Annotated in this window: 22 protein-coding genes and 1 pseudogene; 13 read left to right on the top strand and 10 right to left on the bottom strand. The window is 73.5% G+C overall.

Going from position 1 to position 24,608, the window contains the following annotated elements; genetic code table 11:
* The first annotated feature begins 144 nt into the window (after nucleotides 1-144).
* The 3 genes from PH191_RS00535 to PH191_RS00525 all read left to right on the top strand — a co-directional run bounded on the left by PH191_RS00535 (nucleotide 145) and on the right by PH191_RS00525 (nucleotide 2,611).
* The gene (locus PH191_RS00535; RefSeq protein ID WP_274192676.1) at nucleotides 145-1,242 is read left to right on the top strand and encodes an SDR family oxidoreductase; all 1,098 of its coding nucleotides are present in this window, start codon (nucleotides 145-147) and stop codon (nucleotides 1,240-1,242) included.
* Nucleotides 1,243-1,338: 96 nt separating this feature from the next.
* Nucleotides 1,339-2,214 carry a glutamate racemase gene (locus PH191_RS00530; protein WP_274192675.1) on the top strand — a complete coding sequence of 292 codons (876 nt, stop codon included), beginning with the start codon at nucleotides 1,339-1,341 and terminating at the stop codon, nucleotides 2,212-2,214.
* A 37-nt stretch (nucleotides 2,215-2,251) separates the two neighbouring features.
* Entirely contained in the window at nucleotides 2,252-2,611 is a 360-nt protein-coding gene (locus tag PH191_RS00525; protein ID WP_274192674.1) for a PRC-barrel domain-containing protein, read from the top strand.
* Nucleotides 2,612-2,635: 24 nt separating this feature from the next.
* Here PH191_RS00525 and PH191_RS00520 read toward each other — a convergent pair whose 3' ends face one another.
* Nucleotides 2,636-3,382, bottom strand: coding sequence for a lytic transglycosylase domain-containing protein (locus tag PH191_RS00520; RefSeq protein ID WP_274192673.1), 747 nt, complete (start codon nucleotides 3,380-3,382; stop codon nucleotides 2,636-2,638).
* A gap of 262 nt (nucleotides 3,383-3,644) precedes the next feature.
* Here PH191_RS00520 and PH191_RS00515 point away from each other — a divergent pair, with 262 nt between their 5' ends.
* Nucleotides 3,645-4,592, top strand: a complete 948-nt coding sequence (locus tag PH191_RS00515) for an alpha/beta hydrolase (RefSeq protein WP_274192672.1) — start codon at nucleotides 3,645-3,647, stop codon at nucleotides 4,590-4,592.
* A 32-nt stretch (nucleotides 4,593-4,624) separates the two neighbouring features.
* Here the strand turns inward: PH191_RS00515 and PH191_RS00510 are convergent, their stop codons facing one another.
* Entirely contained in the window at nucleotides 4,625-5,353 is a 729-nt protein-coding gene (locus tag PH191_RS00510) for a beta-ketoacyl-ACP reductase (RefSeq protein ID WP_274192671.1), read from the bottom strand.
* Nucleotides 5,354-5,600: 247 nt separating this feature from the next.
* Here PH191_RS00510 and PH191_RS00505 point away from each other — a divergent pair, with 247 nt between their 5' ends.
* From PH191_RS00505 to PH191_RS00485, 5 genes are all read left to right on the top strand, one after another.
* On the top strand, nucleotides 5,601-6,845 hold the full coding sequence (locus PH191_RS00505; protein WP_274192670.1) for an alpha/beta fold hydrolase: 1,245 nt from the start codon (nucleotides 5,601-5,603) through the stop codon (nucleotides 6,843-6,845).
* Between the two features lie 202 nt (nucleotides 6,846-7,047).
* Nucleotides 7,048-8,226, top strand: a complete 1,179-nt coding sequence (locus tag PH191_RS00500) for an acetyl-CoA C-acetyltransferase (protein ID WP_274192669.1) — start codon at nucleotides 7,048-7,050, stop codon at nucleotides 8,224-8,226.
* A gap of 319 nt (nucleotides 8,227-8,545) precedes the next feature.
* Entirely contained in the window at nucleotides 8,546-9,637 is a 1,092-nt protein-coding gene (locus PH191_RS00495) for an S-(hydroxymethyl)mycothiol dehydrogenase (protein ID WP_274192668.1), read from the top strand.
* Nucleotides 9,634-10,278: an MBL fold metallo-hydrolase gene (locus PH191_RS00490; protein ID WP_274192667.1), complete on the top strand. Its 645-nt coding sequence runs from the start codon at nucleotides 9,634-9,636 to the stop codon at nucleotides 10,276-10,278. The genes PH191_RS00495 and PH191_RS00490 overlap by 4 nt, the downstream gene beginning before the upstream one ends.
* 73 nt (nucleotides 10,279-10,351) lie before the next feature.
* Entirely contained in the window at nucleotides 10,352-11,344 is a 993-nt protein-coding gene (locus PH191_RS00485; RefSeq protein WP_274192666.1) for a gamma-glutamylcyclotransferase family protein, read from the top strand.
* 10 nt (nucleotides 11,345-11,354) lie between these two features.
* On the opposite strand, the gene PH191_RS00480 is transcribed toward PH191_RS00485, so the two are convergent.
* Nucleotides 11,355-11,684, bottom strand: coding sequence for a hypothetical protein (locus PH191_RS00480; RefSeq protein WP_274192665.1), 330 nt, complete (start codon nucleotides 11,682-11,684; stop codon nucleotides 11,355-11,357).
* Between the two features lie 168 nt (nucleotides 11,685-11,852).
* On the opposite strand from PH191_RS00480, the gene PH191_RS00475 reads away from it, so the two are divergent.
* From PH191_RS00475 to PH191_RS00465, 3 genes are all read left to right on the top strand, one after another.
* Nucleotides 11,853-12,788, top strand: coding sequence for an ABC transporter ATP-binding protein (locus tag PH191_RS00475; RefSeq protein ID WP_274192664.1), 936 nt, complete (start codon nucleotides 11,853-11,855; stop codon nucleotides 12,786-12,788).
* Nucleotides 12,785-13,978, top strand: a complete 1,194-nt coding sequence (locus PH191_RS00470) for an ABC transporter permease (RefSeq protein ID WP_274192663.1) — start codon at nucleotides 12,785-12,787, stop codon at nucleotides 13,976-13,978. The genes PH191_RS00475 and PH191_RS00470 overlap by 4 nt, the downstream gene beginning before the upstream one ends.
* Before the next feature lie 89 nt (nucleotides 13,979-14,067).
* Complete coding sequence (locus tag PH191_RS00465; RefSeq protein WP_274192662.1) at nucleotides 14,068-15,057, top strand: glycine betaine ABC transporter substrate-binding protein; 990 nt, start codon at nucleotides 14,068-14,070, stop codon at nucleotides 15,055-15,057.
* Between the two features lie 90 nt (nucleotides 15,058-15,147).
* On the opposite strand, the gene PH191_RS00460 is transcribed toward PH191_RS00465, so the two are convergent.
* The 5 genes and pseudogenes from PH191_RS00460 to PH191_RS00440 form a co-directional block, all read right to left on the bottom strand.
* Nucleotides 15,148-16,527, bottom strand: a complete 1,380-nt coding sequence (locus PH191_RS00460; RefSeq protein ID WP_274192661.1) for a cryptochrome/photolyase family protein — start codon at nucleotides 16,525-16,527, stop codon at nucleotides 15,148-15,150.
* Between the two features lie 76 nt (nucleotides 16,528-16,603).
* Nucleotides 16,604-17,570, bottom strand: a pseudogene (locus PH191_RS00455) (IS481 family transposase).
* A gap of 149 nt (nucleotides 17,571-17,719) precedes the next feature.
* Complete coding sequence (locus PH191_RS00450) at nucleotides 17,720-19,024, bottom strand: citrate synthase (protein WP_274192660.1); 1,305 nt, start codon at nucleotides 19,022-19,024, stop codon at nucleotides 17,720-17,722.
* A gap of 187 nt (nucleotides 19,025-19,211) precedes the next feature.
* Entirely contained in the window at nucleotides 19,212-20,168 is a 957-nt protein-coding gene (locus PH191_RS00445) for a carbohydrate kinase family protein (RefSeq protein WP_274192659.1), read from the bottom strand.
* A complete protein-coding gene (locus tag PH191_RS00440; RefSeq protein ID WP_274192658.1) occupies nucleotides 20,165-21,064 on the bottom strand; it encodes an aldose 1-epimerase family protein in 900 nt (299 codons plus the stop codon). The genes PH191_RS00445 and PH191_RS00440 overlap by 4 nt, the downstream gene beginning before the upstream one ends.
* An 88-nt stretch (nucleotides 21,065-21,152) precedes the next feature.
* Between PH191_RS00440 and PH191_RS00435 the strand changes: the two genes are divergently transcribed.
* A complete protein-coding gene (locus tag PH191_RS00435) occupies nucleotides 21,153-22,661 on the top strand; it encodes an NAD(P)/FAD-dependent oxidoreductase (protein WP_274192657.1) in 1,509 nt (502 codons plus the stop codon).
* Here the strand turns inward: PH191_RS00435 and PH191_RS00430 are convergent.
* Together PH191_RS00430 and pdxH are read right to left on the bottom strand one after the other, a co-directional pair.
* Nucleotides 22,547-23,917 carry an MFS transporter gene (locus tag PH191_RS00430; RefSeq protein ID WP_274192656.1) on the bottom strand — a complete coding sequence of 457 codons (1,371 nt, stop codon included), beginning with the start codon at nucleotides 23,915-23,917 and terminating at the stop codon, nucleotides 22,547-22,549. The genes PH191_RS00435 and PH191_RS00430 overlap by 115 nt on opposite strands.
* Nucleotides 23,918-23,935: 18 nt before the next feature.
* Nucleotides 23,936-24,589, bottom strand: coding sequence for a pyridoxamine 5'-phosphate oxidase (gene pdxH / locus PH191_RS00425; protein WP_274192655.1), 654 nt, complete (start codon nucleotides 24,587-24,589; stop codon nucleotides 23,936-23,938).
* Between the last annotated feature and the right edge of the window lie 19 nt (nucleotides 24,590-24,608).

The raw sequence follows: 24,608 nt of genomic DNA, 5'->3' as shown, positions 1-24,608 counted from the left end.
ACCCATGACGGCACTCACAACGCCCGACGGTGCGACGGGCGAGCGCGCGCGTGGAGGACATGGTGTCCTCCTCGCGACACCGACCCTGCCCGACCCTCCCCCGCCCGCTCCCCGGTGGAGGCCCGATCCTCCCCGGAGGCCGCGTTGCCGACGACCGTGCTGTTCACCGGCTTCCCCGGGTTCCTCGGCAGCGCCCTGCTGCCGCGCACGCTGCGCCGCTCCGCCGACGCGCAGGCCGTGGCGCTGGTGCAGGAGCGCTGGCTCGACCAGGCGCGCCGGACGCTCGAGCGTCTCGAGGCCACCGAGCCGGCGCTGGCCGGGCGCACCCGCCTCGTCGTCGGCGACATCACCCGGCCGGGGCTCGGCCTCGACGAGGACGAGGCCGCGTCCCTGCGGAGCGGGCGCCTGGAGATCTTCCACCTCGCCGCGGTGTACGACCTGTCCGTCGCCCCCGAGCTCGCCTGGTCGGTGAACGTCGAGGGCACCCGGAACGTGGTCGACCTCGCGCGCGGGGCCGACGAGCTCGTGCGGCTGCAGTACGTCAGCACCTGCTACGTCTCCGGGCGCTACCCGGGCCTCTTCTTCGAGGACGACCTGGAGCTGGGCCAGCGCTTCTCCAACCACTACGAGCACACCAAGCACGAGGCCGAGCGGATCGTCGCCAAGGCGCGCGAGGCCGGCATGCCGGTGACGATCTACCGGCCCTCGGTGGTCGTCGGTGACAGCCGCACGGGCGAGACCCAGAAGTACGACGGGCCGTACTACGCGCTGCAGCTCATCGCCCGCCAGGGACGCGTGGCCGTGATGCCGCTGCCCGGCGACCCCTCGCGCGTCCACTTCAACCTGGTGCCCAGCGACTTCGTCGTCGACGCCATCGCCGCGCTCGCGCCGCACCCGGGCGCCCTCAACCGCACCGTCGCCCTCGCCGCCCCGCACCCGCCGACCGTGCTCGGCATGTGCGAGGCCTTCGCCGCGCACACCGACAAGAAGCTGCGCGTCGTGCCCGTCCCCACCACGCTGTCGCGGTTCTCGATCGACCACCTGCCGGGCGTCGGACGGGTGTTCAAGCTGCCCTCCTCGACGCTGGACTACCTGACCCACCCCACCGACTACGACGTCACCGCGACCACCGCGCTCCTCGCCGAGGTCGGCGTGCGCTGCCCGACCTTTGCCGAGCACGTCGGCGCGATGGTGGCCTACCACCGCGAGCACCCGGACGTCGGCAGTGCTGCCATGGTGTGAGGGGCTGCCATGGTCTGAGGGGCTGCCATGGTCTGAGGGGCCGCCATGGTCCGAGGGCTGCGGGGACGTGAGGGGCAAGGTCCTAGACTGGAGGCGATGGTCGGGCACCCGGCGGGCTCCGCACCGCGCATCGCGCTCCTCGACTCGGGCTGCGGTCTGCTGCCCACCGCGGGCTGGCTGCGCCACCTGCGCCCGGACCTCGCCCTCGACCTCTACCTCGACCCCGAGGGCATGCCGTGGGGCTCGAAGCCCTCGCCCTGGATCGTCGACCGCGTCGTCGGCACCGGGCGCCTCGCCGTCGAGCGCGGCGCGGACGCCGTCGTCGTGCCCTGCAACACCGCGTCGGTGACGGCGGTGGTGCCGCTGCGCGCCGCCCTCGAGCCCGACCGCCCCGTGGTGGCCACCGTCCCCGCGGTGAAGCCGGCCGGGGCCACCGGCGTGCCCTTCGCGGTGTGGGCCACCGAGCGCACCACGGTCAGCGAGTACCAGCGCGACCTGCTCGAGCGCTTCGCCGCGCCCGGCCAGGCCGAGTCGGTCGCCTGCCCCGGCCTCGCGACGGCCGTCGAGCACGCCGACGCCGCGGCGGTGCGCGAGGCCGTCGCCCTCGCCGCCTCCCGCACGCCGGAGCGCTGCCGCTCGGTGGTGCTCGGCTGCACGCACTACCCGCTGGTGGTCGAGGACATCCTCGCCGCGCTGCCGCCCGGGACCGCGCTGCACGACAGCTCGCGCGCCGTGGCCGGGCAGGCGCTGCGGCGCCTCGGCGTGCCCGAGGACCCCTCGCGCGAGCCGGCCGAGGTCCGGGTGCACCTCGGCGGCGACGAGGGGCCGCTGCCCGCGGCCGCGCTCGCCTACCCCGTCGGGCGGGGCCTCGCCCGCGGCGGGCGGATCGGCCGCGACGAGCTGCCGGTCACCGACGAGTCGACCCAGCAGACCCGCCCGGACACCGCGGCCCCGTCGGCGACGCCGGTCTGACTCCCCGGCGCCGGGCCGGGGTCGTAGTGTTCCGCCCGTGATTCCCGCCGAGAACATCCGCGACTGGCGCGGGCGCCCCGTCGTCGACCCCGTCGAGGCGAAGATCGGCGACCTCGAGGCCGTGTACGTCGACACCCTCGGCGATGAGCCGGTGTTCGCGACCATCAAGGTGTCGTCGCTGTTCGGGAAGACCAAGCTCGTGTTCGTGCCGCTCGGCGGGGCCGTCGTCACCCCGGCCCACCTCAAGGTCGCGTTCGGCCGGGAGCTGGTGCGCGAGGCGCCGTTCATCGACCCCGACGGCGAGCTGCACGCCTCCGACGAGCCGGGCGTCTTCAGCCACTACGGGCTGGAGTACCGCACCGGGTCGCTGGGCGAGCGGCGGCTGGCGCGGCGGTAGGTCGGCGCCGGCTCACCGCCGGCATCACCGCACCCCGTCCGCGGCGGCCACGGCCTCCCGGCGGACGCGGTCGACGTAGGCCTGCGAGCGGTTGTAGGCCAGGACGGCGGTACGCCACTCGTCGCCGCGGCGCAGGTCGCGGTCGTCCTCGCAGAGGTAGCGGGCGGCGGCCAGGGCGGCGTCGTCGAGGTCGTCGGGGTCGCTGGCCCCGTCGCCGTCACCGTCGGCCGCGTACAGCGCCCAGGTCGACGGGATGAACTGCAGCGGGCCCACGGCGCGGTCGTAGGTGGTGTCGCCGTCGAGGCGCCCGCCGTCGGTGTCGCGGATCTCGCGGTTCCCGGCCGTGCCGTCGAGCTCCGGGCCGCGCACCGGGTCGCCCGGTCGCCCCTGGTCGTCGAGCGCGGTGCCGCCGAAGCGCCCGTGGTTCGACTCGACACGGCCCAGCCCGGCGAGCGTCACCCACGACACACCGCAGTCCGCGAGCTCGTCGCGGGCGGCGACCTCCGCCGCGGCGTAGGCGACGAGCGCCCGCGCCGGCACACCGGTCGCGGACTCCGCGGCGGCCGCCCAGCTGCGGCGGGCGGCGTCGTCGGCCGGGGCGGGCGCGGCGGCGGGCTGGGCGTAGCCCGGGGCCTCGTCGGGCCCCGGGCGCACCGCCACCACCACGCCGGCCAGCCCGGCCCCGACGAGCAGGACGAGGACCACCGCGGCGGCGAGCAGCATCTCGAGCTGCCGCGCCTCCGCCGGATCGCTGCGTCGCGGACTGCTCACGGGTGCGGACGCTACGGCGACCGGAGTGGCCGCCCGGTCAGGTGGGTCGACCGGCGCACGGGCCCCTCTGACGGAGCAACCGCCCACTGGTACCACCAGGAGTGTCGCCGCTGCGACACGCGCCTCACCCGCACGTCCCCGTCTCACGGGCGCCGGTCACCGACAGACCCCGATCGGTGATCCGTTCGAGTGCGCACGGGCGGCGACTCGTCGTGCAGGCTGTCGCCGCCGCTGAGAACACGCACGGTCGCGGGAGGGCGCTGTGGACATCGACGTCCGGTTGCGCATGTTCACCTGGTTCGCCGACGTCTCCGGGGCCGTCGCGGTCAGCCGCATGGGGCCCGAGGAGATCTCGCGGGCCCGGGCACGGCGCATGAGCCACAACGTGGTCACGTCACGGGTCTTCGGGCCGATGCCGCGCGGGGTGTTCGTCACCGACCGCGTCGCCGACACCGACATCGGCCCGGTCCCGGTGCGCCTCTACCGGCCGCACACCGCCCGCGCGCTGCCCGTCGTCGTCAACTTCCACGGCGGCGGGGGCACGTTGGGGAACCTCGACCAGTCCGACTGGCTGTGTGCCCACGTGGCCTCGCGGGTCGGCGCCCTCGTGGTGTCGGTCGACTACCGCCTGGCGCCCGAGTTCCGCTACCCCGCGGGACGGGAGGACGGCTACGCCGCCGTGTCCTGGGTGGCGCGCCACGCGGCCGCGCTCGGCGCCCGGACCGACCGCCTCGCCGTCATGGGCGACAGCGCGGGCGGCAACCTCGCGGCCGTCGTCTGCCTGCTGGCGCGCGAGGCCGGCCCGGTCATCGACGCGCAGGTCCTGCTCTACCCCGCGCTGGACCTGACGTTCACCCGACCGTCGGTCGAGCGCTTCGCCGACGGGCCGGTGCTCACACGCGCCGACATGGAGGTCTTCCGCACCCACTACCTCGGGGAGGACGGCGACCCGACGGACCCGTTGTGCTCCCCGCTGTTCGCGCCGGACGTCGCGGACCTGCCGCCGGCGCTCGTCGTCACGGCCGCGGTCGACCCGCTGCACGACGACGGCGCCGACTACGTCGCACGCCTGGGCGCGGCCGGTGTGCCGGCGAAGCACACCGACCACGCCCGCGCGGTGCACGGCTTCCTGTCGTTCCCCGGCGTCTGCCGGGCGTCGGCCGCCGCCCTCGACGACGTCTGCGCGGAGCTCACGGTCCGCCTGGCCTGAACCCGACGGGTGCCGTGAGCCCGCGCAGCGGCTCACATGTGCAGGCCGCCGTTGACCGAGTAGACCTGCCCGGTGATGTACTCCGACTCCGGGTCCGCGAGGAACTCGACGACGCGGGCCACCTCGTCGGGCTGCCCGAGGCGGCGCAGCGGGATCCCGGAGACGATCTTCTCGATGGCCTTCTCCGGCACGGCCGCGACCATGTCGGTCTCGATGTAGCCCGGCGCGACGCAGTTGACGGTGACGCCCTTGCGCGCGCCCTCCTGCGCCATCGACATCGTCATGCCGAAGAGGCCGGACTTCGTCGCGGCGTAGTTGACCTGGCCGGCGTTGCCGGCCTCGCCGATGACCGAGCTGATGTTGACGATGCGGCCGCTGCCGCGCTCGGCCATGTGCAGGTAGGCGATCTGCGCCATGTAGAAGGTGCCCGAGAGGTTGACCTGGACCACGCGGTCCCAGTCGTCGACCTCCATCTTGGCGACCATCTTGTCGGCGGTGATGCCGGCGTTGTTCACGAGGACGTCGATGCGTCCGTGCGCCTGCATGACCTCGTCGATCACCCGCTCACAGTCGCCGCGGTCGCCGATGTTGCCCTGGTGGATGGTGATCTGGTCCGGGAACTCGGCCTTGAGCTCCTCGGCCGAGGACGAGTCCGACGAGTAGCCGACACCGACCTTCATCCCGCGTCGGGCGAGACGGGAGCTGATCGCGCGTCCGATCCCGCGCGCGCCCCCGGTCACCAGGGCCACCTGTCCGGTCATGTCTCCCATGCGTGCTCCTTCGCTGTTCGGCACCGTCGTCGAGGGTGTCTGTACCCGGAGCGTGGTTCGCGCCACACGATCCAGGTGCCATCGAAGTCACAAACCCGTGCCCAGGGGAAGGGAACCGATCGGTCTACCCGTCGGTAGCGCGCCCGTTGCGAAACATCCCAAGCAGCCGTACGTTCCGTGCAGCACCCAGAGCCGGGTGCTGTCGAGCGCCCGGTCCCCGGGCGCGAGGAGGTGCGAGATGACGGCCACCATCGACGAGACGGGCGCTCCGGGCGACCCGCTCGAGGCCCAGTCCGAGGCCCCCAGCCCCGACCCCGCCGCCTACCTGCGCGGGTACCACGCCACCGCGGCGGTCCGCGGCGCGACGGCGATGACCAAGGGCGCCGGCTACGTGCTCCAGCGGGCCCTGACCCAGTCGGTCACGCCCGGGCAGAACACGCGCGACGCCCGCCGCTGGTGGCGCCACGTGCTCACCCGCCGCCGGCCGCAGTGGCACAACGACCACGAGATCGTCTTCGAGACGCCGATCGCGCGGCTGCGCGACTTCTCGCAGGGCTCCACCGACGACGTCGTCCCGACGCTCGTGCTGCCGCCGCAGGCCGGCCACGACTCGTGCATCGTCGACTTCCAGCCCAGCCAGTCGCAGATGATGGTGATCCGCGAGGCGGGCCTGACCCGCGCGTTCACCCTCGACTGGGTCGGCGCGACGCGGGAGACCTCCGGCACCACGATCTCCGACTACATCGCGGTGGTCGACCGCGCCGTCGAGCACTGCCGCGAGACCGTCGGCCGTGACTCGGTCAACCTCGTCGGCGACTGCCAGGGCGGGTGGCTCGCGACGATCTACGCCGCGATGCACCCGGACAAGGTCAACACGCTCACGCTGGCCGGGGCGCCGATCGACTTCCACGCCGGCGAGACGCCCATCGGGGCCTCGTCGCGGGTGATGACCCAGCGCTTCGGGCAGCTGCCCTACCGCGCCATGGTCGCCGCGGGCGGCGGCAACATGCCGGGCTCGTTCGTCCTGGGTGGGTTCATCGCGATCCGCCCGGACGCCGAGATCGCCAAGCACGTCGACCTGCTGAAGAACCTGGACGACCCGGCCGCCATCGCGCGCTACGAGGCGTTCGAGGACTGGTTCAAGCACACCCAGGACGTCCCCGGGGCCTTCTACCTGTGGCTGGTCGAGCACCTGTTCGCGGGAAACGAGCTGATCAACGGGACCCTCGAGGTCGACGGGCGCCGCGTGGACATGCGCGACATCTCCTGCCCGCTGTTCCTGCTGGGCGGCGCGACCGACCACATCACCCCGCCGGTGCAGGTCTTCGCGGCCGCGGACCACGTCTCCACCCCGGCGGACCAGGTCACCCGGCGCACCGCACCGGGCGGCCACCTGGGCCTCTTCATGGGCAACCAGGCCCTGCGCCACGAGTGGCCGCCGCTCATGACCGCGGTCGCCGAGCACTCACGACGCACGGACTGAGCCTGCCCCGGACGACCTGGACCGATTCCGGGGATCGTGCGGTGATCCTTCGCCCGCGACCCTGGGATCGGCCCGGTCGATGTGGGTACGTTCGGTGCACTCCGGCTCGCTCACCGTGGTGGTCGACGTCACGTCGTGATCACACCGGTGATCGGTCGTCTCCGGCCCACCGTCGGGCCACCCATCGACCAGGAGGATCTCCATGCCCGGTTCCGTCATCGTCTCCGGCAAGCGCACCCCCATCGGCAAGCTCTCCGGGGCCTTCGCCGGCATGACCGCCGGTGACCTCGGGGCAGTGGCGATCAAGGGTGCGCTCGAGGCCGCCGGCATCTCCGGCGAGCAGGTCGAGTACGTGATCATGGGCCAGGTCATCCAGGCCGGCAACGGCCAGAACCCGGCGCGCAAGGCGAGCACCGACGCGGGCATCCCGATGTCGACGCCGTCCTTCACCCTCAACAAGGTGTGTCTCTCCGGCCTCGACGCCATCGCGCTGGCCGACCAGATGATCCAGGCCGGCGAGTACGACATCGTCGTGGCCGGCGGCATGGAGTCGATGACCGAGGGCCCCTACCTGCTGCCCAAGGCCCGGCGCGGTTACAAGTACGGCGGCGGGACGATCCTCGACGCCACCGAGTCCGACGGCCTCACCGACGTCTACGACCACGAGTCGATGGGCGCGTCCACCGAGCGCTTCGCCTCCTCCATCGGGCTGAGCCGCGAGGAGATGGACGAGGTCTCGGCCGCGTCGCACCAGCGTGCGGCCGACGCCGCCAAGAACGGCCGCTTCGAGGCCGAGATCGCCCCGGTGCCCGTCCCGCAGCGCAAGGGCGACCCCATCGAGGTCACCGAGGACGAGGGCGTCCGTGGCGACACCACCGCGGAGGGCCTGGGCAAGCTGCGGCCGGCGTTCGCGAAGGAGGGCGCCATCACGGCGGGCAGCTCCTCGCAGGTCTCGGACGGCGCGGCCGCGACGGTCGTCATGTCCGCCCGCAAGGCCGAGGAGCTCGGCATCCGGCCGCTGGCCGAGATCCGCAACCACGGCTGGGTCGCCGGCCCCGACAACTCCCTGCTCTCGCAGCCCTCCAACGCCGCGTTCAAGGCGCTGCGCCGCGAGGGCATCGAGCCCTCGGACGTCTCGCTCTGGGAGATCAACGAGGCGTTCGCGGCGGTCGCCATCCAGTCCGCCCGTGAGCTGGGCCTGCCGTCGGACGCGGTCAACACCGACGGCGGCGCGATCGCGCTCGGCCACCCGGTCGGCGCCACCGGCGCCCGCCTCGCCGTGCACGCGGCCCACGAGCTCCAGCGCCGTGGCGGCGGCTACGCCGTGGCCAGCCTGTGCGGCGGCGGCGGCCAGGGCTCGGCGCTGATCCTGCACGTCTGAGTCCGCGGGCATCTCGGTGTCAGCGGCGTGCCGTCGCTGACACCCATCGTCCGTATTCTTCCGTCGATCACCACGACCCGACGCGGGCGGTCACCACGGTGGCCGCCCGCGTCGGCGTCTCGAGGGAACCGCGGGCGCGGGGCGCGCGTCGAACCGTGTACGGGGCCGCGTCCGGTGGGAGGAGCCGGGCGCGGTCCCGCCCGTCGGTCCCCCCCGGTGGCGGAGGCGACGCGGGGCGTGACCATGCTCGGGTGCGCATGCCAAGGTGGTCGTCCGGGCACAGGTGACCGGTAGCACACGCGAGGAAGACGGAGGCAACATGCCGCAGGAGGTCCGGGGAGTCGTATCCCGGGAGAAGGGCAAGCCGGTCACGGTCGAGACGATCGTCGTCCCCGATCCCGGGCCCGGTGAGGCCGTGGTCAAGGTCCAGGCGTGCGGGGTGTGCCACACCGATCTGCACTACCGCGAGGGCAACATCGAGGACGCCTATCCGTTCCTGCTGGGCCACGAGGCCGCGGGTGTCGTCGAGGCGCTCGGCGAGGGCGACGTGCAGGGGCTCGAGGTCGGCGACTACGTCATCCTCAACTGGCGTGCCGTGTGCGGGGTCTGTCGTGCGTGCCGCAAGGGCAAGCACCACCTGTGCTTCGACACCCACAACGCCGCCCAGTCGATGACGCTCAAGGAGACCGGCGAGGAGCTCAAGCCGGCCCTGGGCATCGGGGCGTTCGCGGAGAAGACGCTGGTGCACTCCGGGCAGTGCACGAAGGTCAACCCGGAGATCGATCCGGCGCAGGCCGGGCTCATCGGCTGCGGGATCATGGCCGGCACGGGCGCGGCGATCAACACCGGTGAGGTGAAGCGCGGCGAGACCGTGGCGGTCATCGGCTGCGGTGGCGTGGGCGACGCGGCGATCGCGGGTGCGGCGCTGGCCGGCGCCACGACGATCATCGCGGTCGACACCGAGGACCGGAAGCTGGAGTGGGCCAAGGGCTTCGGCGCCACCCACGGCGTGAACGCCAAGAACGAGGACCCGGTCGAGCGCATCCGCGAGCTCACCGACGGGTTCGGCGCCGACGTCGTCATCGACGCCGTGGGCATCCCGGCCACGTGGAAGCAGGCCTTCGAGGCCCGCGACCTCGCCGGCCGACTGGTGCTCGTCGGCGTCCCGGCGCCGGACATGAAGCTCGAGGCGGACTTCCAGCCGTTCTTCTCCCACGGAGGGTCGCTGCGGGCGTCCTGGTACGGCGACTGCCTGCCGAGCCGCGACTTCCCGATGCTGGTCGACCTCGCGCTGCAGGGCCGGTTCCCGCTCGACAAGTTCGTCACCGAGCGCATCTCGCTCGACGACGTCGAGCAGGCCTTCGAGAAGATGCACCACGGCGACGTGCTGCGTTCGGTGGTGATCCTGTGACGGCCGAGAAGGTCGGCGAGGGCGTCGAGCACCTGACGACGTCCGGCCAGTTCCAGATCGACGGCAACTCGTTCGACGTCGACAACAACGTCTGGATCATCGGTGACTCGTCCGAGGTCGTCCTCCTGGACGCCCCGCACGACGCCGAGGCGATCAAGAAGGCGGTCGGCGACCGCAACGTCGTGGCCATCCTGTGCACCCACTCGCACAACGACCACGTCAACGCGGCGCCGGCCATCGCGGAGGCGTTCGACGCACCGATCCTGCTCAACCCGGACGACCGGGTGATCTGGAACCTCACGTACCCGGACCGCGAGCCGGACGGCGAGATCACCGACGGCGAGACGTTCACGATCGCCGGGATCGACCTGCGGGCGATCCACACCCCCGGGCACTCCCCAGGGTCGACGGTGTTCTACGCGCCGGACATCGGCACGCTGTTCTCCGGCGACACCCTGTTCAACGGCGGGCCGGGCGCCACCGGGCCGTCGTACTCGGACTTCAACGTGCTCATCGAGCAGCTGGCCGACAAGGTGTTCTCGCTGCCGGGCGACACGATCGTGCGCACCGGCCACGGCGACACCACGAAGGTCGGCGACGAGGCCGCGCGCCTCGAGGAGTACCGCGAGCGGGGCTACTAGAGCTCTGCGTCAGCATCCGGATCACGAGTACCCGGCCGACCCCTACCCCGGGGTCGCGCCGGGTTTCTCGTTCGTGCACCTCGACGCCCACAGCCACCGGCTCGACCCGTCGGCGTCGGCCGGGGCCGGCTGGACCGTGGCGGGCGTCGACCTCGACCGCTGGCTCGCCGACCGCGGCGCGCTGCCGATGACCGGCCGCGTGCCCGTGCTCGCGTTCGGCTCCAACCGGTGTCCCGGCAAGCTGACCTGGCTGCGCGAGCACCTGGGGCTCGCGGGACCGGTCGTCGTGCTGCGGGCGCGGGTCGAGGGGCTCGCGGCGGTGTGGGCCGCCGGCCTGCGTGCCCGCGACAGGGCTCGGCCGGCGACGCTCGCCGCGGTGCCGGGCGCGGTCGAGACCCACGCGGTCTGGATGGCGACGCCCGACCAGGTGGCTGTCCTGGACCACTGCGAGGGACGCGGGGAGCGCTACGACCTGGTGCGCCTGCGGCCGGGGCGTGGCGTCCGCGTGGTCACCGAGGACGGCGCGCGGCTCGACGGGGTCTGGACGTACTGGGCGGGGGCTCCGGTGCGGGCTCCGCTGCTGGTCGACGGGGCCCCGGTGGCGTGCCGGGACGTCGACCAGGAGGCCGCACGCGCGCTCGTCGGGTCGCCCGCGCCGCTCGACCCGGGGTCGGTGACCGTCCAGGACGGGGCGCCGGACCCCGCGGCGTGGCCGGACCGGGTGTTCGTCTACGGAACGCTCATGCCGGGACAGCGGGCCTGGCCCCTCGTCGCGCCGCACGTCGTCGGGGACCCGGAGCCGGCCTGGCTGCCGGGACGCGTCCACGACACCGGGCGGGGCTACCCCGCGCTGCGGCCGGGCGGTCCGGGGCGCGCCCGCGGGACGGTGCTCCGGCTGGCCGATCCGGTCGCGTCGCTCCCGGTGCTCGACGAGTACGAGGGGCCGGACTACCGGCGGGTGCGGGCGCTCGCGCACGGAACGGACGGGTCGGCGCCCGCCTGGCTCTGGACCTGGCGGGGAGAGCTGGCCGGCGCGCCGGTGTCCGGGCTGTGGTCGCCGCCCTAGAGACGCGGGCTCAGAGACGCGTCCGCACGGCGACGAAGCCGGGACGAGGGGCCGGCGTGACCGGGGCGGCGGCCACCGGTGCAACGGGAATCGGGGCGGGGGGAACCGGGACCGGGTCCCTCGGCTCGGCCGGCGACCCGTCCGCCTCCACCCGGCGCCGGACGTGGGCTCCGCGGAGGAGGAGCACGATCCCGGCGACGAACGCGACCCCGGCGAGGGCCAGGGCCCCGGCGGCCACGGGCACGGGGATCCCGGGCAGGCGCGGCACCCCGGGCACGGCCAGCGGCACCGCGCCCAGCAACAGCAGGATCGTCACACCCGCCACCGTCAGCGACCGCATGATCGGCTCTCCTCCGCAACCCGCGAGATCTCGCACTCTGCTCGGGACGTCGCCCCCGCCACCAGATCTCGTTACGACGAACAGGGTCACGATGTGGTCCCGGTCCCCGAGTGGCCCGAGCTGGTGATCTCGGACATCCTGACGCGCCGGCGCGGAGGTGGGAGAGCGATGCTCGAGATCGACGGGGTCTCCAAGCGGTTCGGGTCCACGGTGGCCCTGGACGGGATGACCCTCACCGTGCGCCCGGGCGAGCTCTACGGCTTCGTCGGCGCCAACGGGGCCGGCAAGACGACGACGATGCGGATCGCGCTCGGCGTCCTGGCCGCCGACGCCGGCGAGGTCCGGCTCGACGGGCGCCCGCTCGACGCCGCGTCGCGCCGGCGGATCGGCTACATGCCCGAGGAGCGGGGCCTCTACCCGCGGATGGCCGTCGGGACCCAGCTGCGCTACCTCGCCGAGCTCCGCGGACGGTCGGCCGCCGACGCCCGCGCCGCGGCCGACCGGTGGACCGAGCGCCTCGGGATCGCCGACCGCCGCGGCGACGAGGTCCAGCGCCTGAGCCTGGGCAACCAGCAACGCGTCCAGCTCGCCGCCGCGCTCGTCGCCGACCCGGACGTGCTGGTGCTCGACGAGCCGTTCTCGGGCCTCGATCCCCTGGCCGTCGACGTCATGAGCGACGTCCTGCGCGAGCGCCGCGACGCCGGCGCGCCGGTGGTGTTCTCGTCCCACCAGCTCGAGCTCGTCGAGCGGCTCTGCGACCGCGTCGGCATCGTCCGTGCCGGGCGCGCCGTCGCCGAGGGCACCGTGGAGGAGCTGCGCGACGCCTCGGCCCCCGAGCTCCTCGTCGTCGCGCCGCACGCCACGCCCGGCTGGGCCGACGCCCTGCCCGGCGTCGACGGCACGCGCCTCACGCACCAGGGCACGGTGCTGACGCTCGGCGACCCCTCCGACGCCACGCTGACCACCGTCCTGGACGCGGCCCGCCGGACCGGGCCCGTGCTCGAGTTCCGGCGCCTCCGGCCCCCGCTGTCCGAGATCTACCGGGACACGGTGGCCGACACGCGCCCGCCGGCCCCGTCCGAGGCGCCCGGAGCCGCCGCGTGAACAGCGCCCTGCGTCCCGTGGCGCTCATCGCCCGGCGCGAGTTCGCGTCGCGGGTCAAGGGCCGGGCGTTCGTCGTCGGCACCCTCGTCGTGCTGCTCCTGCTCGGCGTCTACGCGGCGGTGGTGGCCACCCTCGCCTCCGGGGAGGACACCGCACGCGTCGGCGTCACCGGTGCCGCCGTGGCGCTCACCGGCCCCCTGCAGCGCGCGGCGCCCACCGAGGGCCTGTCGCTCACCGTCGTGCCGCAGCCCGACGTCGCCGCGGGCGAGGCGGCCGTGCGCGCGGGCGACCTCGACGCGCTGGTCGGCGGCGACGCGGTCCGCCCGCGGGTGTATGTCGAGTCCGAGCCCGACGCCGCCCTCGAGCGCGTGATCGTCGACGCGACGACGGCCGTGGCCCGCGACGCCTACCTGGTGGGCCGGGGCGTCGACCCGGTCGGGCTGGATGCCGCGGTGGCCGAGTCCGGTCCCGTCGTCGTCTCCGCGGAGCCGCCGGACCCGCAGGCCGGGCAGCGGCTGGGTCTCGGGCTCGCCGGGGCGTTCCTCCTGTTCTTCTCCATCCAGACCTACGGCGCGATGGTCGCGCAGGGAGTGGTCGAGGAGAAGGCGAGCCGGGTCGTCGAGATCGTGCTGTCGTCGGTCCGGCCCTGGCAGCTGCTGCTCGGGAAGGTGCTCGGTCTCGGTGCCGTCGGCCTCCTGCAGCTCGTGGTGCTGGGTGGCGCCGGGCTCGCCGTCGCCGGCGCCGCCGGGGTGCTCTCGGGCGGTGCCGGGCTCGTGTCGACCGTGGTGTCGGTGGTGGTCTGGTACCTGCTCGGCTTCGCGCTCTACGCGACCGTCTTCGCGGCCGCCGGCTCGCTGGTCTCCCGCCAGGAGGACACGCAGAGCGTCCTGTCGCCGATCACGATCACGGTGCTGCTCGGCTTCGTCGTCGGCTTCAACCTCCTGACCTCGGACCCGCGGGGCACGGCGATCACGGTCATCTCGCTGCTGCCGCCGTTCAGCCCCCTCTTCATGCCCGCGCGGATCGCCCTGGGCGTCGCGCCGGTCGGGCAGGTCGTGCTGGCGTTCGCCCTCACGATCGCGTTCACGGCGGCCGTGCTCGCCCTCGGCGGGCGCATCTACGCGAACTCCGTGCTGCGGACCGGAGCCCGGGTCAGCTTCAGAGAGGCGTGGGGCCGGGCCCGGCCGTGACGCACGTGGGTGTGACCGGGGTCGAATTCGCCACGTCCGGCGAGCGTTCCGCACTCGCCGTGAGGGCCGTGCCCTGCAAGGATCATGCGATGCTCCGACGTCCCGCCCGGCTCATGGGCGCCACGATCGCCGTCCTCGCGTTCGTCCTCGCCGGTTGCGGAGGCCTCTCCGGCTCCGGCCAGCCCGCCGCCGAGGGCGGCAGCCTCGCCGCCAGCGGGATCAACCTCGCCGGCCAGACCTACACGGTCGGCGGCCAGGAGTTCGACGAGCAGCTGCTGCTCTGCAAGATGAGCGTGTCGGCCCTGCAGTCGGTGGGCGCGACCGTCAACGACCGCTGCAACATCACCGGCTCCGCCGCGGCCCGTCAGGCCCTGCTCTCCGGCGAGATCGACATGGGCTGGTCCTACACCGGCACCGGGTGGATCACGAACCTCGGCAACACCACGCCGATCCCCGACTCCCAGCAGCAGTACGTCGCCGTGCGGGACCAGGACCTGCAGCGCAACCAGATCGTCTGGACGAACCCCACGCCGTTCAACAACACCTACGCGATCGCCACGACCCGGGCGTTCGCCGACCAGAACAACATCCGCACGACCACGGACTGGGCCAACTTCATCAACAGCGGCAACCCGCAGGCCACCACCTGCGTCGAGGCCGAGTTCGCCAGCCGCAACGACGGCCTGCCGAACCTGCTGACCACCTACGGCGTCACCCGTCCCTACGACGCCCCGCCGGCCCTCACCGTCATCGACACCGGCGCGATCTACCAGGCCACCGCCAACGGCAACCCGTGCTTCTTCGGCGAGGTGTTCACCACCGACGGCCGCATCCCCGCGCTGAACCTCGTGTCGCTGGCCGACGACAAGAACTTCTTCCCGAAGTACAACGCGTCGAACACCATCCGCAAGCAGGTCGTGGACCGGAACCCGGCCGTGGTCCAGGTCTTCGACCAGATCTCGCCGCGCCTGACCGACGACGTGATGCTCAACCTCAACGGCCAGATCTCGTCCCAGGGCCGCGACGCCCAGCAGGTCGCGACCGAGTTCCTCCAGCAGCAGGGCCTCATCGGCGGCTGATCGCACCCGCCTTCCGATCTGGCCGAAGGGCACCATCGCTCGGTTCTCCCGAGTGTTGGTGCCCTTCGTGCGTCGGGGGACGCCGACGCCTCAGAGGGCGTTGAAGCGGGCCAGGGCCTCCTGGCGCTCGGCCTTGTGGTCGACGATCGGGGCCGGGTAGTCGGACGGGGGCTCGGCGAGGGTCCAGGGCTGGTGGACCTTCTTGCCCTCGACGCCGGCGAGCTCGGGCACCCAGCGCCGGACGTACTCGCCCTGCGGGTCGAAGCGCTCCCCCTGGGTCACGGGGTTGAACACGCGGAAGTAGGGCGCGGCGTCGGTGCCCGTGCCCGCGGCCCACTGCCAGCCGTGCTGGTTGGACGCGAGGTCGCCGTCGACGAGCAGGTCGAGGAAGTGCCGCGCGCCCCACCACCACGGCAGGTGCAGGTCCTTGACCAGGAATGATGCGACGGCCATGCGCATGCGGTTGTGCATCCACGCCTCGCCGCGCAGCTGGCGCATCGCGGCGTCGATGGCGGGGAAGCCGGTGCGTCCCTCCTGCCAGGCGCGGAACTTCTCGTCCGCGGACTTCCCGCTGTCGAGGGTGATCCGGTCGAACTTCGGGTCGAAGTTCTCGCGCGCCGAGCGGGGCCAGAACCAGAGCACCGCGGCGTAGAAGTCGCGGAAGCAGAGCTCGTTGCGGTACGACGCCGGGCCCTTCCCCGCGCCCCCCAGGTCCGCGAGCATCGTGCGCGGGTGGATCACGCCGTACTTCAGGTACACCGACATCCGCGACGTCGCCGGCCGGTCGGGACGGTTGCGCAGGTCGTCGTAGTCGGTGAGGTGCTCGTCGACGAACGCCTCCCACTGCTCGCGGGCCGCGCGCTCGCCCGCGGCGGGCAGCTCGGCCTCCAGCGCCTCGTCGTCGGGGATCGTCACGGCCCGCGGGCCGCCGTCCTTCTCGCCCGGGTCCATCCAGTCGACGCTCGACGCGTCGGTGTCGGCGGGCGCCCGCCAGCCGTGCTGCACCCAGGCCCGGCTGAACGGCGTGAAGACCTTGTAGGGCTCGCCGTCGGACTTCGTGATCCGCCCCGGGGCCACGGCGTAGGGCGAGCCCGTACGCACCAGCTCGACGCCACGCTCCCCCAGGGCCTTCTCGACGGCCTCGTCGCGCTCGCGGCCGTAGGGCCCGAAGTCGGCGGCGACGTGCACGCTCCGGGCCGTCACGGCCCCGGCGAGCTCCGGGATCACCTCGGCGGGGTCACCCCGGACGACGAGGAGACGCCCGCCCAGTGACTCGTCGAGGTCGCGCAGGCTGCGGTAGAGGAAGGTCCGCCGGGCCTTGCCGGACGGGCCGAGCAGCGACTCGTCGAGCACGAAGACCGCGAGCGAGCGCTGCGCCCGGGCCGCCGCGGCGTCGAAGATCGGCTGGTCGTGCACCCGGAGGTCACGGCGGAACCACACGATCGCCGTGTCGTCGAGATCGTCGCCCATGAGCAGTGGCTACCCAGGAACGCGCCGAGCACGCCCTGGGCAGCCACCACGTGTGATCAACGGGGAGTTCGTGCGCCTAGATGTAGTGCCCAGCCGCGTTGTTGACGCGGGTGATGGGTGGGTGGCCGTCGAGCGCGGTGTGGGTGCGGTGATGGTTGTAGGTGTGGAGCCAGTCGGGCAAGGCGCCGGCGCGGTCGTTGTTGCTGGCGAAGGGCCGTTGGTAGGCCCACTCGTCGAGCAGGGTCCGGTTGAACCGCTCCGCCTTGCCGTTGGTCTGAGGCCGGTAGCTGCGGGTGAAGCAGGCGCGGGCGCCCACGTCGGTCAGGGCGTGACGCCACGCGGTGGAGCGGTAGGCCAACGCGTTGTCGGTCATGACCCGCTCGATGCGTTCGACGCCGAGATCGGTGAACGCGGCGGCCGCGCGGCGCAGGAAGCCGGCGCAGGTGTCGCCCTTCTCGTCGGGGTGGATCTCGGCGTAGGCCAGGCGGGTGTGGTCGTCTGGCGGCGTGCACGTAGTCGAACCCCACCCGCGGGGCGCTGCGGGTAGCCCGGGCTTGGTCGCTGTCGCGGCCGTGGACTCGCCAGCCGCCGCCGGCGCGTAGCCGACCGAGCTTCTTGACATCAACGTGGAGCAGCTCGCCGGGCCGGTCGCGTTCATAGCGGCGCACCAGCTGCCCGGTCGGGCGGTCCATCCACGCCAGCCGCGAGAGGCCCCGACGGGTGAGCACAGCGTGCACCGTGGAGGCCGGCATGCCGACCAGCGGCGCGATCCGGGCCGGCCCGAGCTTGCGCTGTTGACGCAACTGCACCACCGCGGTCTCGGCTTCGGTACTGGTGCGATGCGGGCACCGGCGCGCCCGGCTCGAGCGGTCGAGCAGCCCGGCCACGCCCTCAGCACGGAAACGGTCGAGCCACTTGTAGCCGGTCGCTCTGGACACTCCGAGCTCGGCGACCACGTGCGCGACCGGGCGCTGCTGATCGAGGACACGCGTCACCAGCAACAACCGGCCGTGCGGTGTCAGACGGGCATTACGGTGGGCCACCGAGACCTCCGGGCGTGGGGCGTGAGCGTCGACAACTCACACCTCGCCCGGAGGTCTCCCTGCGTTCAAGCCACCACGCCGTCAACAACGATCGTGGGCACTACACCTAGAAGCAGCGAACAGCACGTTCGCTGCACCAGGAAGCGCGCCTACCGCTGGTCGAGGTTCACGTACGAGCGCTCGGTGGGCCCGGTGTAGACCTGCCGGGGGCGCCCGATACGGGTGTCCGGGTCGTCGATCATCTCGCGCCAGTGGGCGATCCAGCCCGGGAGGCGGCCGATGGCGAAGAGCACCGTGAACATCTCGGTCGGGAAGCCCATCGCCTGGTAGATCAGGCCGGTGTAGAAGTCGACGTTCGGGTAAAGCTTGCGCTCGACGAAGTAGTCGTCCTCGAGCGCGTACTCCTCGAGTCGCAGGGCGATGTCGAGCATCTGGTCGCCGCCGCCGAGCTTCTCGATGATCCCGCGGGCGGTGTCGCGCACGATCGCCGCGCGGGGGTCGTAGTTCTTGTAGACGCGGTGGCCGAAGCCCATGAGCCGGACGCCCGGCTCCTTGTTCTTGACCTTGCGGACGAACTCGTCGGCGTTGCCCTCGTTGTCGCGGATGCCCTCGAGCATCGTGAGCACCGCGGCGTTGGCGCCGCCGTGCAGCGGGCCGAACAGGGCGTTGATGCCCCCGGAGATCGAGGCGAAGAGGTTGGCCTGGGACGAGCCGATCATGCGCACGGTCGACGTCGAGCAGTTCTGCTCGTGGTCGGCGTGGAGGATGAACAGCATGTCCAGCGCCTTGGCGACGTCCGGGTCGACCTGGTACGGCTCGGCGGGCAGGCCGAAGGTCAGGCGCAGGAAGTTCTCGACCAGGCCCAGCGAGTTGTCCGGGTAGAGGAACGGCTGGCCGATCGAGTTCTTGTAGGCGTAGGCCGCGATCGTCGGGACCTTGGCCAGCAGGCGGACGCTCGAGAGGTCGACGTTCGGCTCGTCGAACGGGTCGAGGGCGCGCTGGTAGAAGGTCGACAGCGCCGAGACCGCCGACGACAGCACCGGCATCGGGTGCGCGTCCACCGGGAAGCCGTCGAAGAACTTCTTCAGGTCCTCGTGCAGCATCGTGTGCCGCTGGATCTGGTCGGTGAACGCCTCGAGCTGCTGCTTGTTCGGCAGCTCGCCGTAGATCAACAGGTAGCTGGTCTCGACGAAGGTGGAGTTCTTCGCCAGGTCCTCGATCGGGTAGCCGCGGTAGCGCAGGATGCCCGCGTCACCGTCGATGTAGGTGATGTCCGAGCGACAGGCGCCGGTGTTCACGTAGCCCGGGTCGAGGGTGATCAGCCCCGTGTCGCCGAGCATCTTCCCGAGCGACACTCCCGAGGCGCCCTCGGTCGCCTCGACGATCTCCATCGTGTGCTCGCCGCCCGGGTACGACAGCGTGGCGGTGCGCTTCTCGGAGTCCTCGCTGGCCATTCGCAGTCAATCCCTCTCACGCTGGTGTGAGCGGGAGGGGCGGCCCGGCCGCCGGGGGTTCTCCCCGCGGCGCGCTCCCGCAGCATCGGGGTCGTTCGAGCGCGAACCGTAGCGCCCGCGCGGCTTGTGACGCATCACGAGGCGGCCCGTTGCCGACAGTGGTGCATGTCACTGTGTGACGGCCATGTTACCGGCGGTCGTTCGAGGCGTCCTCATCCAGCTCGGCGCGCCACGGCGGTTCGGCGCCGGCGCGGGACACGGTCCACGCGGCCGCCCGGGCCGCGAACCCGAGCGCGCCGGCCCACGCGTCGGCGTCGAGGGCCGCGACGGCGGCGCGGTCGAGCGCGTCGTGGTCGGCCAGCCAGGCCAGGAGGGCGGCGTGCACGCTGTCGCCGGCGCCGATCGTGTCCACCAGCGGACCGATCTCGTCCGAGGGCACCGAGACGACCCCGCCGCCGCGCGTGTGCGCGGTGAGTCCGGAGGCGCCGCGGGTGAGCACCACCGCGCCCGCGCCGGCGTCGAGCACGTCCTGGGGCGAGCGACCCCACCGCTCGGCGTCCTCGTCGGACATCTTGACCAGGCCCGCCACCGCGGCGATCCCGTCGAGGCGGGCGACGACGGCGTCGGGGTCGTCGACGAGCCCGGGCCGCAGGTTCGGGTCGAGGCTCACCAGCCGGCCGCGCGCGGCCTCCCGGGCGGCCAGCGCGGCGTAGCGCGACGCCCCGGGCTCGAGCACCAGCGAGAGGGTTCCGACCGCCACGGCGGCGGTGTCCTCGGGGAGCTCGCCGGGGTCGGCGACGAGGCGGTCCGCGGTGCCCTCGACGTGGAACGTGTAGCGGGCGGCGCCGTCGCCGTCGAGCGTCACGACCGCCAGCGTCGTCGGCTCCGGCCCGCGCTGGACGTGCGCGGTGTCGACGCCCTGGGCCTGCAGGCGGGCCACCAGCGCGTCGCCGAACGGGTCCGTCGACAGCCGCGTGAGCATCGTCGTCGGCACGCCGAGGCGGCCCAGCCCGACGGCGGTGTTGAACGGGCCGCCGCCCAGCCGCGGGGCGAGGGGCTGCAGGACGGGGTCGCCGGCGGGGTCCCCGCCGGTCGGCACCAGGTCGACCAGCGCCTCCCCACCGACCACGATCCGCCTGCTCACGCGGCGTCCCGGGCCGCGATCCCCCACGAGAACCTCCACGTCCGCCCCGGCGCGAGGACCTCGAGGTCGGTGCCCGAGTTCAGGGCGTCGGGCGGGCAGGTCATCGGCTCGACGGCGACCGCGCGGCCCCGTCCGTCGAGGTCGTCGGGGGTGAAGACCTGGACCCAGCGCACGTCGGCGTCGGCCCACAGGACCGTCGCCCGTCCGTCGGGGGCACGGAGCACGCCCAGCACGCCGTCGGGCCCGGGGGCGGCGCCGAAGCACGTGTCGAGCGTGAGGTCGGCGACGCGGCGCCCTCCGCGGAGGTCCTCGTCGGCGGTGACCGGCCGGATGCCGGTGGGGATCAGGACGTCGTCGACGTCGACGATCCGGTCGGCGGCCAGGGTGAGCGTGCAGTCGGCGGGCGGGGTGTCACCGACGCGCAGGTAGGGGTGGGCGCCGAGGGCGGCGGGGACGTCGCCGTCACCGGTGTTCGTCAGGGCGTGGGTGACGGTCAGACCGGTGGGGTCGACGGCGTAGGTGGTCGCGACGTGCAGCGGTCCCGGCCAGCCCCACGCCGGGTCCACCTCGGCGGTGAGGGTGACGGAGTCCTCCGCGCGCCCGGCGACCGTCCAGGGGCGGCGCCGCAGGAACCCGTGGCTCGCGTGCCCCCGGGCCGGCTCGGTGACCTCGAGGACGTACTCCTGCCCACACCAGGCGTAGCGCGCCCCGGCGATGCGGTTGGGCCAGGGCACCAGGACCATGCCGGCGCCCATCGGCGGGACCGCGTCGGCGTCGAAGTCCTCCACCCGGGCCCGGCCGTCGACCTCGAGTGCCCGCAGCCCGCCCCCCACCTCGGTGACGACGGCGTGCGTCGCGCCGGCGACGAGGTCGATCTGCTCGCCGGTCGGGTGCACGGCGGGACACGCTAGCGGTTGTGACGATCGGTTTGCGTCGGGCGTTCCCGGGTTTCGCGCACCGGTCGGAACGGACACTGTGCCGGACATGACGGAGGAGACCCCAGGCAGAAGCGGGGCCGAGGCCGGGCGACCGCCCAAGGTGGTCATCGTCGGCGGCGGGTTCGCGGGATTCCAGGCGGCACGATCCCTGGCGAAGCGCATGGGCGACGAGGTGGACATCGTCCTCGTCAGCCCCACCAACTACTTCCTGTACCTCCCCCTGCTGCCGGAGGTGGCCTCCGGCATCCTCGAGCCGCGCCGGATCTCGGTGGCGCTCGCCGCCGCGCTGCCGCGCTGCGTGCGTCACGCCCCCGGGGAGGTCGACGAGCTCGACCTCGACGGGCACAGGATCGGGTGGCTCGACCCCGAGGGCGTGCACCACGAGACGCACTGGGACCGCCTGGTCATCGCGGCCGGCAGCGTGCACAAGGTGCTGCCGGTGCCCGGCGTCACCGAGTACGCGCAGGGCTTCCGCGGCGTCCCCGAGGCGCTCTACCTGCGCGACCACCTCATCCGGCAGGTCGAGCTCGCGGCGATGTGCGAGGACCCCGAGGAGCGCGCCGCGCGCCTGACCGTCGTCGTGGTGGGCGGGGGCTACACGGGCACGGAGGTCACCGCCCAGGGCTACCTGTTCACCAAGGAGCTCGCGGCCAGCCGCGGCCTGGAGGAGGTCCCGCGCTGGGTGCTCGTCAGCCGCGGCGAGATCCTCGCCGGGCTGGCCGGGCACCTCTCGACCACCGCCGACCGCGTGCTGCGCGAGCGCGGCGTCGACGTCCGCACCCACGAGGAGGTCGACGAGGCGACCGGCGACGGGGTGCGTCTCTCGTCCTCCGGCGACCACATCCCCACCCGCACCCTGCTGTGGTGCGTCGGCGTCCGGCCCGACCCGTTGATCGACGACCTCGGGGTGCAGGTCGAGCAGGGCCGGATGGTCGTCGACACCCGGCTGCGCGTCCCCGACCACCCCCACGTGTTCGCCTGTGGGGACGCCGCCGCGGTGCCCGACCGGGCCCGTCCCGGCGAGTACACCGCGATGACCGCGCAGCACGCCGAGCGCCAGGGCCGTCTCGCCGGCCGGAACGTCGCGGCCTCGCTCGGTCACGGGCGGTCGCGGACCTACAAGCACCGCGACCTCGGCTTCGTCGTCGACCTCGGCGGCTTCGACGCGGCGGCCAACCCGCTGGGCGTGCGGCTCACCGGCAAGCCCGCCCACGTCGTCGCCCGCGGCTACCACCTGATCTCGATGCCGGGGAACCGCGTGCGGACGGCCGTGGACTGGCTCCTCGACGCCCTGCTGCCGCGCCAGACCGCCCAGCTCGGGCTCGTGCGCTCCCCCGCCGTGCCGCTGGACTCGGCCTCGCCCGAGGTGCCGCAGCACGGGCTCGGCTTCCCGCACGGCCCCGCGTCGTCCCGGACGGTGGCGCCGGAGGCCGGCGGGGTTCAGTCGTCGGAGACCTTCCCCGGCCGTTCGGGCGGGTCCGCGGAGGCCGCGTCGCCGGAGGGCTCGGTGGAGGGCTCGGTGGAGGGCTCGTCGCCGGCCAGCGGGGCCCGGTAGCGCCAGAAGACCGGGAAGATCGCCACCACGATCACGGTCAGCACGATCACGCCGACGCCGCCGACGAAGGTCGCGACGCCGGTGCCCCAGGCCTCGGCGGCCGGGCCGTGCCACAGGTCGCCGAGGCGGGGCCCGCCCGCCACGACGACGGTGAACACGCCCTGCATGCGCCCGCGCATCTCGTCGGTGGCGACCACCTGCAGCATCGTCTGCCGGAACACGGCGCTGACGAGGTCGGCCGCTCCCGCGAGCGCGAGCAGGGCGACGGCGAGCCAGAGCATCGACGTCAGCCCGGACAGGGCGACGCCGGCACCCCAGGCGCACACGGCGAGCGTCACCGCCACGCCCTGGCGCCGGATGCCGTGCAGGCGCCCCGAGAACAGCCCGCCGAGGGTGGCGCCGATCGCGATCGAGGCGAACAGCGCCCCGAGCGCCGGGCCGCCGCCCGGGGGGTCGCCGAACGTCTGCTCGGCCGCCTCCGGGAACACCGCGCGGGGCATGCCGACGGCCATCGCCACGGTGTCGACGAGGAACGAGACGAGCAGGACCTGGCTCATCGCGATGTAGCGGAAGCCCGCCAGGACACCGCCGATCCCGGCGCTGCGGCGCACCGCCAGGAACACGCCCCGCACGCCGCCCGGCCCGTCGCCGACGGGGAGGCGGGGCAGGTTGAAGGCGGCCCAGATCGAGGCGGTCAGGCAGACCGTGTCGACGAGGTAGAGCGTGCCGACCGACGTGAACGTCAGCGCGACCCCCGCGAGGAGCGGCCCCGCGATCGCCCCGAGCTGGGTCACGGTGAACAGCAGCGTGTTGGCCGCGGGCAGCTGGTCGTTCGGGAGGAGCCGTGGCAGCACCGCCGCCCGGGTGGGCTGGTTGATCGCCAGGAACGCGGTCTGCACCGCGTAGAGGGTGAGCACCTCCCACGGCCCGCCGATCCCGGTGACCGTGACCAGCCCGAGCAGCAGCGACGTCACCGCGAGCCCGGTGCCGGTGAACACCAGCAGCCCACGGCGGTCGACCGCGTCGGCGATCGCGCCGCCCCAGAGCCCGAAGACGATGAGGGGCACCAGCCCGAAGAGCCCCGTCAGGCCGACCCACGCCGACGACCCGGTCAGCTGGTAGAGCTGCGTCGGGACGGCGACGACGGACAGCTGCGCGCCGACGACCGTGACGATCGCGGCGATCCAGAGACGCTTGAAGGCCGGCGTCCGCAGCGGGGTGGTGTCGGCCAGGAAGCCGCGAGCCGTACGTGCCACGGCGGCGATCCTGCGCCCCTACGGCGCGAGGCGCTCCACGACCCACCCCGGATCGGTCCGCCGGAATCGCAGCCGGTCGTGCAGGCGGTCCGTGCGGCCCTGCCAGAACTCGACGTGCGTGGGCACGATCCGCCAGCCGCCCCAGTGCGGCGGCGGCGGGATCTCCTCGTCGTCGGCGAAGCGGTCGGCGACCCCGGCGAGCAGGTCCTCGAGGGCGGCGCGGTCGCGCACGACCGCCGACTGCGGCGACGCCCACGCCCCGAGCTGCGAGCCGCGCGGGCGGGTGCGCCAGTAGGTGAGGGTCTCCTCGCGGGACAGCAGCTCGACGGTGCCGATCACCGTCGCCTGCCGCTGGAGCGCGATCCACGGGAACGTCGCCGACGCCTGGCGGGTCTGGCGCAGCTGGTGGCTCTTCTCCGAGGTGTAGTTGGTGAAGAACGTGACGCCGGCGCCGTCGACGTCCTTGGCCAGCACCGTGCGCGTGGTGAGGCGGCCCTCGTCGTCGCCGGTGGCCAGGACCATCGCATTGGCGTCGGGCAGGCCGGCCTCCCGGGCGGCGCCGATCCAGGCGATCAGCTGCTCGTGCCAGGTGGCGGCGAGGTCCGCGGCGTCGAGCGTCGCCGCCCGGTAGTCCTCGCGCATGCCCGACAGCGCTGTGGTCTCCCCCGCCATCCGTCTCCCTCGCCCGTGC

It is taken from the genome of Actinomycetospora callitridis (genome assembly GCF_028737265.1).
GTDB classification, from domain to species: domain Bacteria; phylum Actinomycetota; class Actinomycetes; order Mycobacteriales; family Pseudonocardiaceae; genus Actinomycetospora; species Actinomycetospora callitridis.
The sequence above is the reverse complement of the archived record's forward strand: the minus strand, read 5'-3'. Positions and strand labels throughout refer to the sequence as shown.

Coding starts and splice junctions, on each gene's coding strand:
- PH191_RS00465 (WP_274192662.1), top strand. CDS start 14,068: ATGCTCCGACGTCCCGCCCGGCTCATGGGCGCCACGATCGCCGTCCTC.
- PH191_RS00530 (WP_274192675.1), top strand. CDS start 1,339: ATGGTCGGGCACCCGGCGGGCTCCGCACCGCGCATCGCGCTCCTCGAC.
- PH191_RS00510 (WP_274192671.1), bottom strand. CDS start 5,353: ATGACCGGACAGGTGGCCCTGGTGACCGGGGGCGCGCGCGGGATCGGA.
- PH191_RS00460 (WP_274192661.1), bottom strand. CDS start 16,527: ATGGGCGACGATCTCGACGACACGGCGATCGTGTGGTTCCGCCGTGAC.
- PH191_RS00475 (WP_274192664.1), top strand. CDS start 11,853: ATGCTCGAGATCGACGGGGTCTCCAAGCGGTTCGGGTCCACGGTGGCC.
- PH191_RS00500 (WP_274192669.1), top strand. CDS start 7,048: ATGCCCGGTTCCGTCATCGTCTCCGGCAAGCGCACCCCCATCGGCAAG.
- pdxH (WP_274192655.1), bottom strand. CDS start 24,589: ATGGCGGGGGAGACCACAGCGCTGTCGGGCATGCGCGAGGACTACCGG.
- PH191_RS00480 (WP_274192665.1), bottom strand. CDS start 11,684: ATGCGGTCGCTGACGGTGGCGGGTGTGACGATCCTGCTGTTGCTGGGC.
- PH191_RS00505 (WP_274192670.1), top strand. CDS start 5,601: ATGACGGCCACCATCGACGAGACGGGCGCTCCGGGCGACCCGCTCGAG.
- PH191_RS00450 (WP_274192660.1), bottom strand. CDS start 19,024: ATGGCCAGCGAGGACTCCGAGAAGCGCACCGCCACGCTGTCGTACCCG.
- PH191_RS00435 (WP_274192657.1), top strand. CDS start 21,153: ATGACGGAGGAGACCCCAGGCAGAAGCGGGGCCGAGGCCGGGCGACCG.
- PH191_RS00495 (WP_274192668.1), top strand. CDS start 8,546: ATGCCGCAGGAGGTCCGGGGAGTCGTATCCCGGGAGAAGGGCAAGCCG.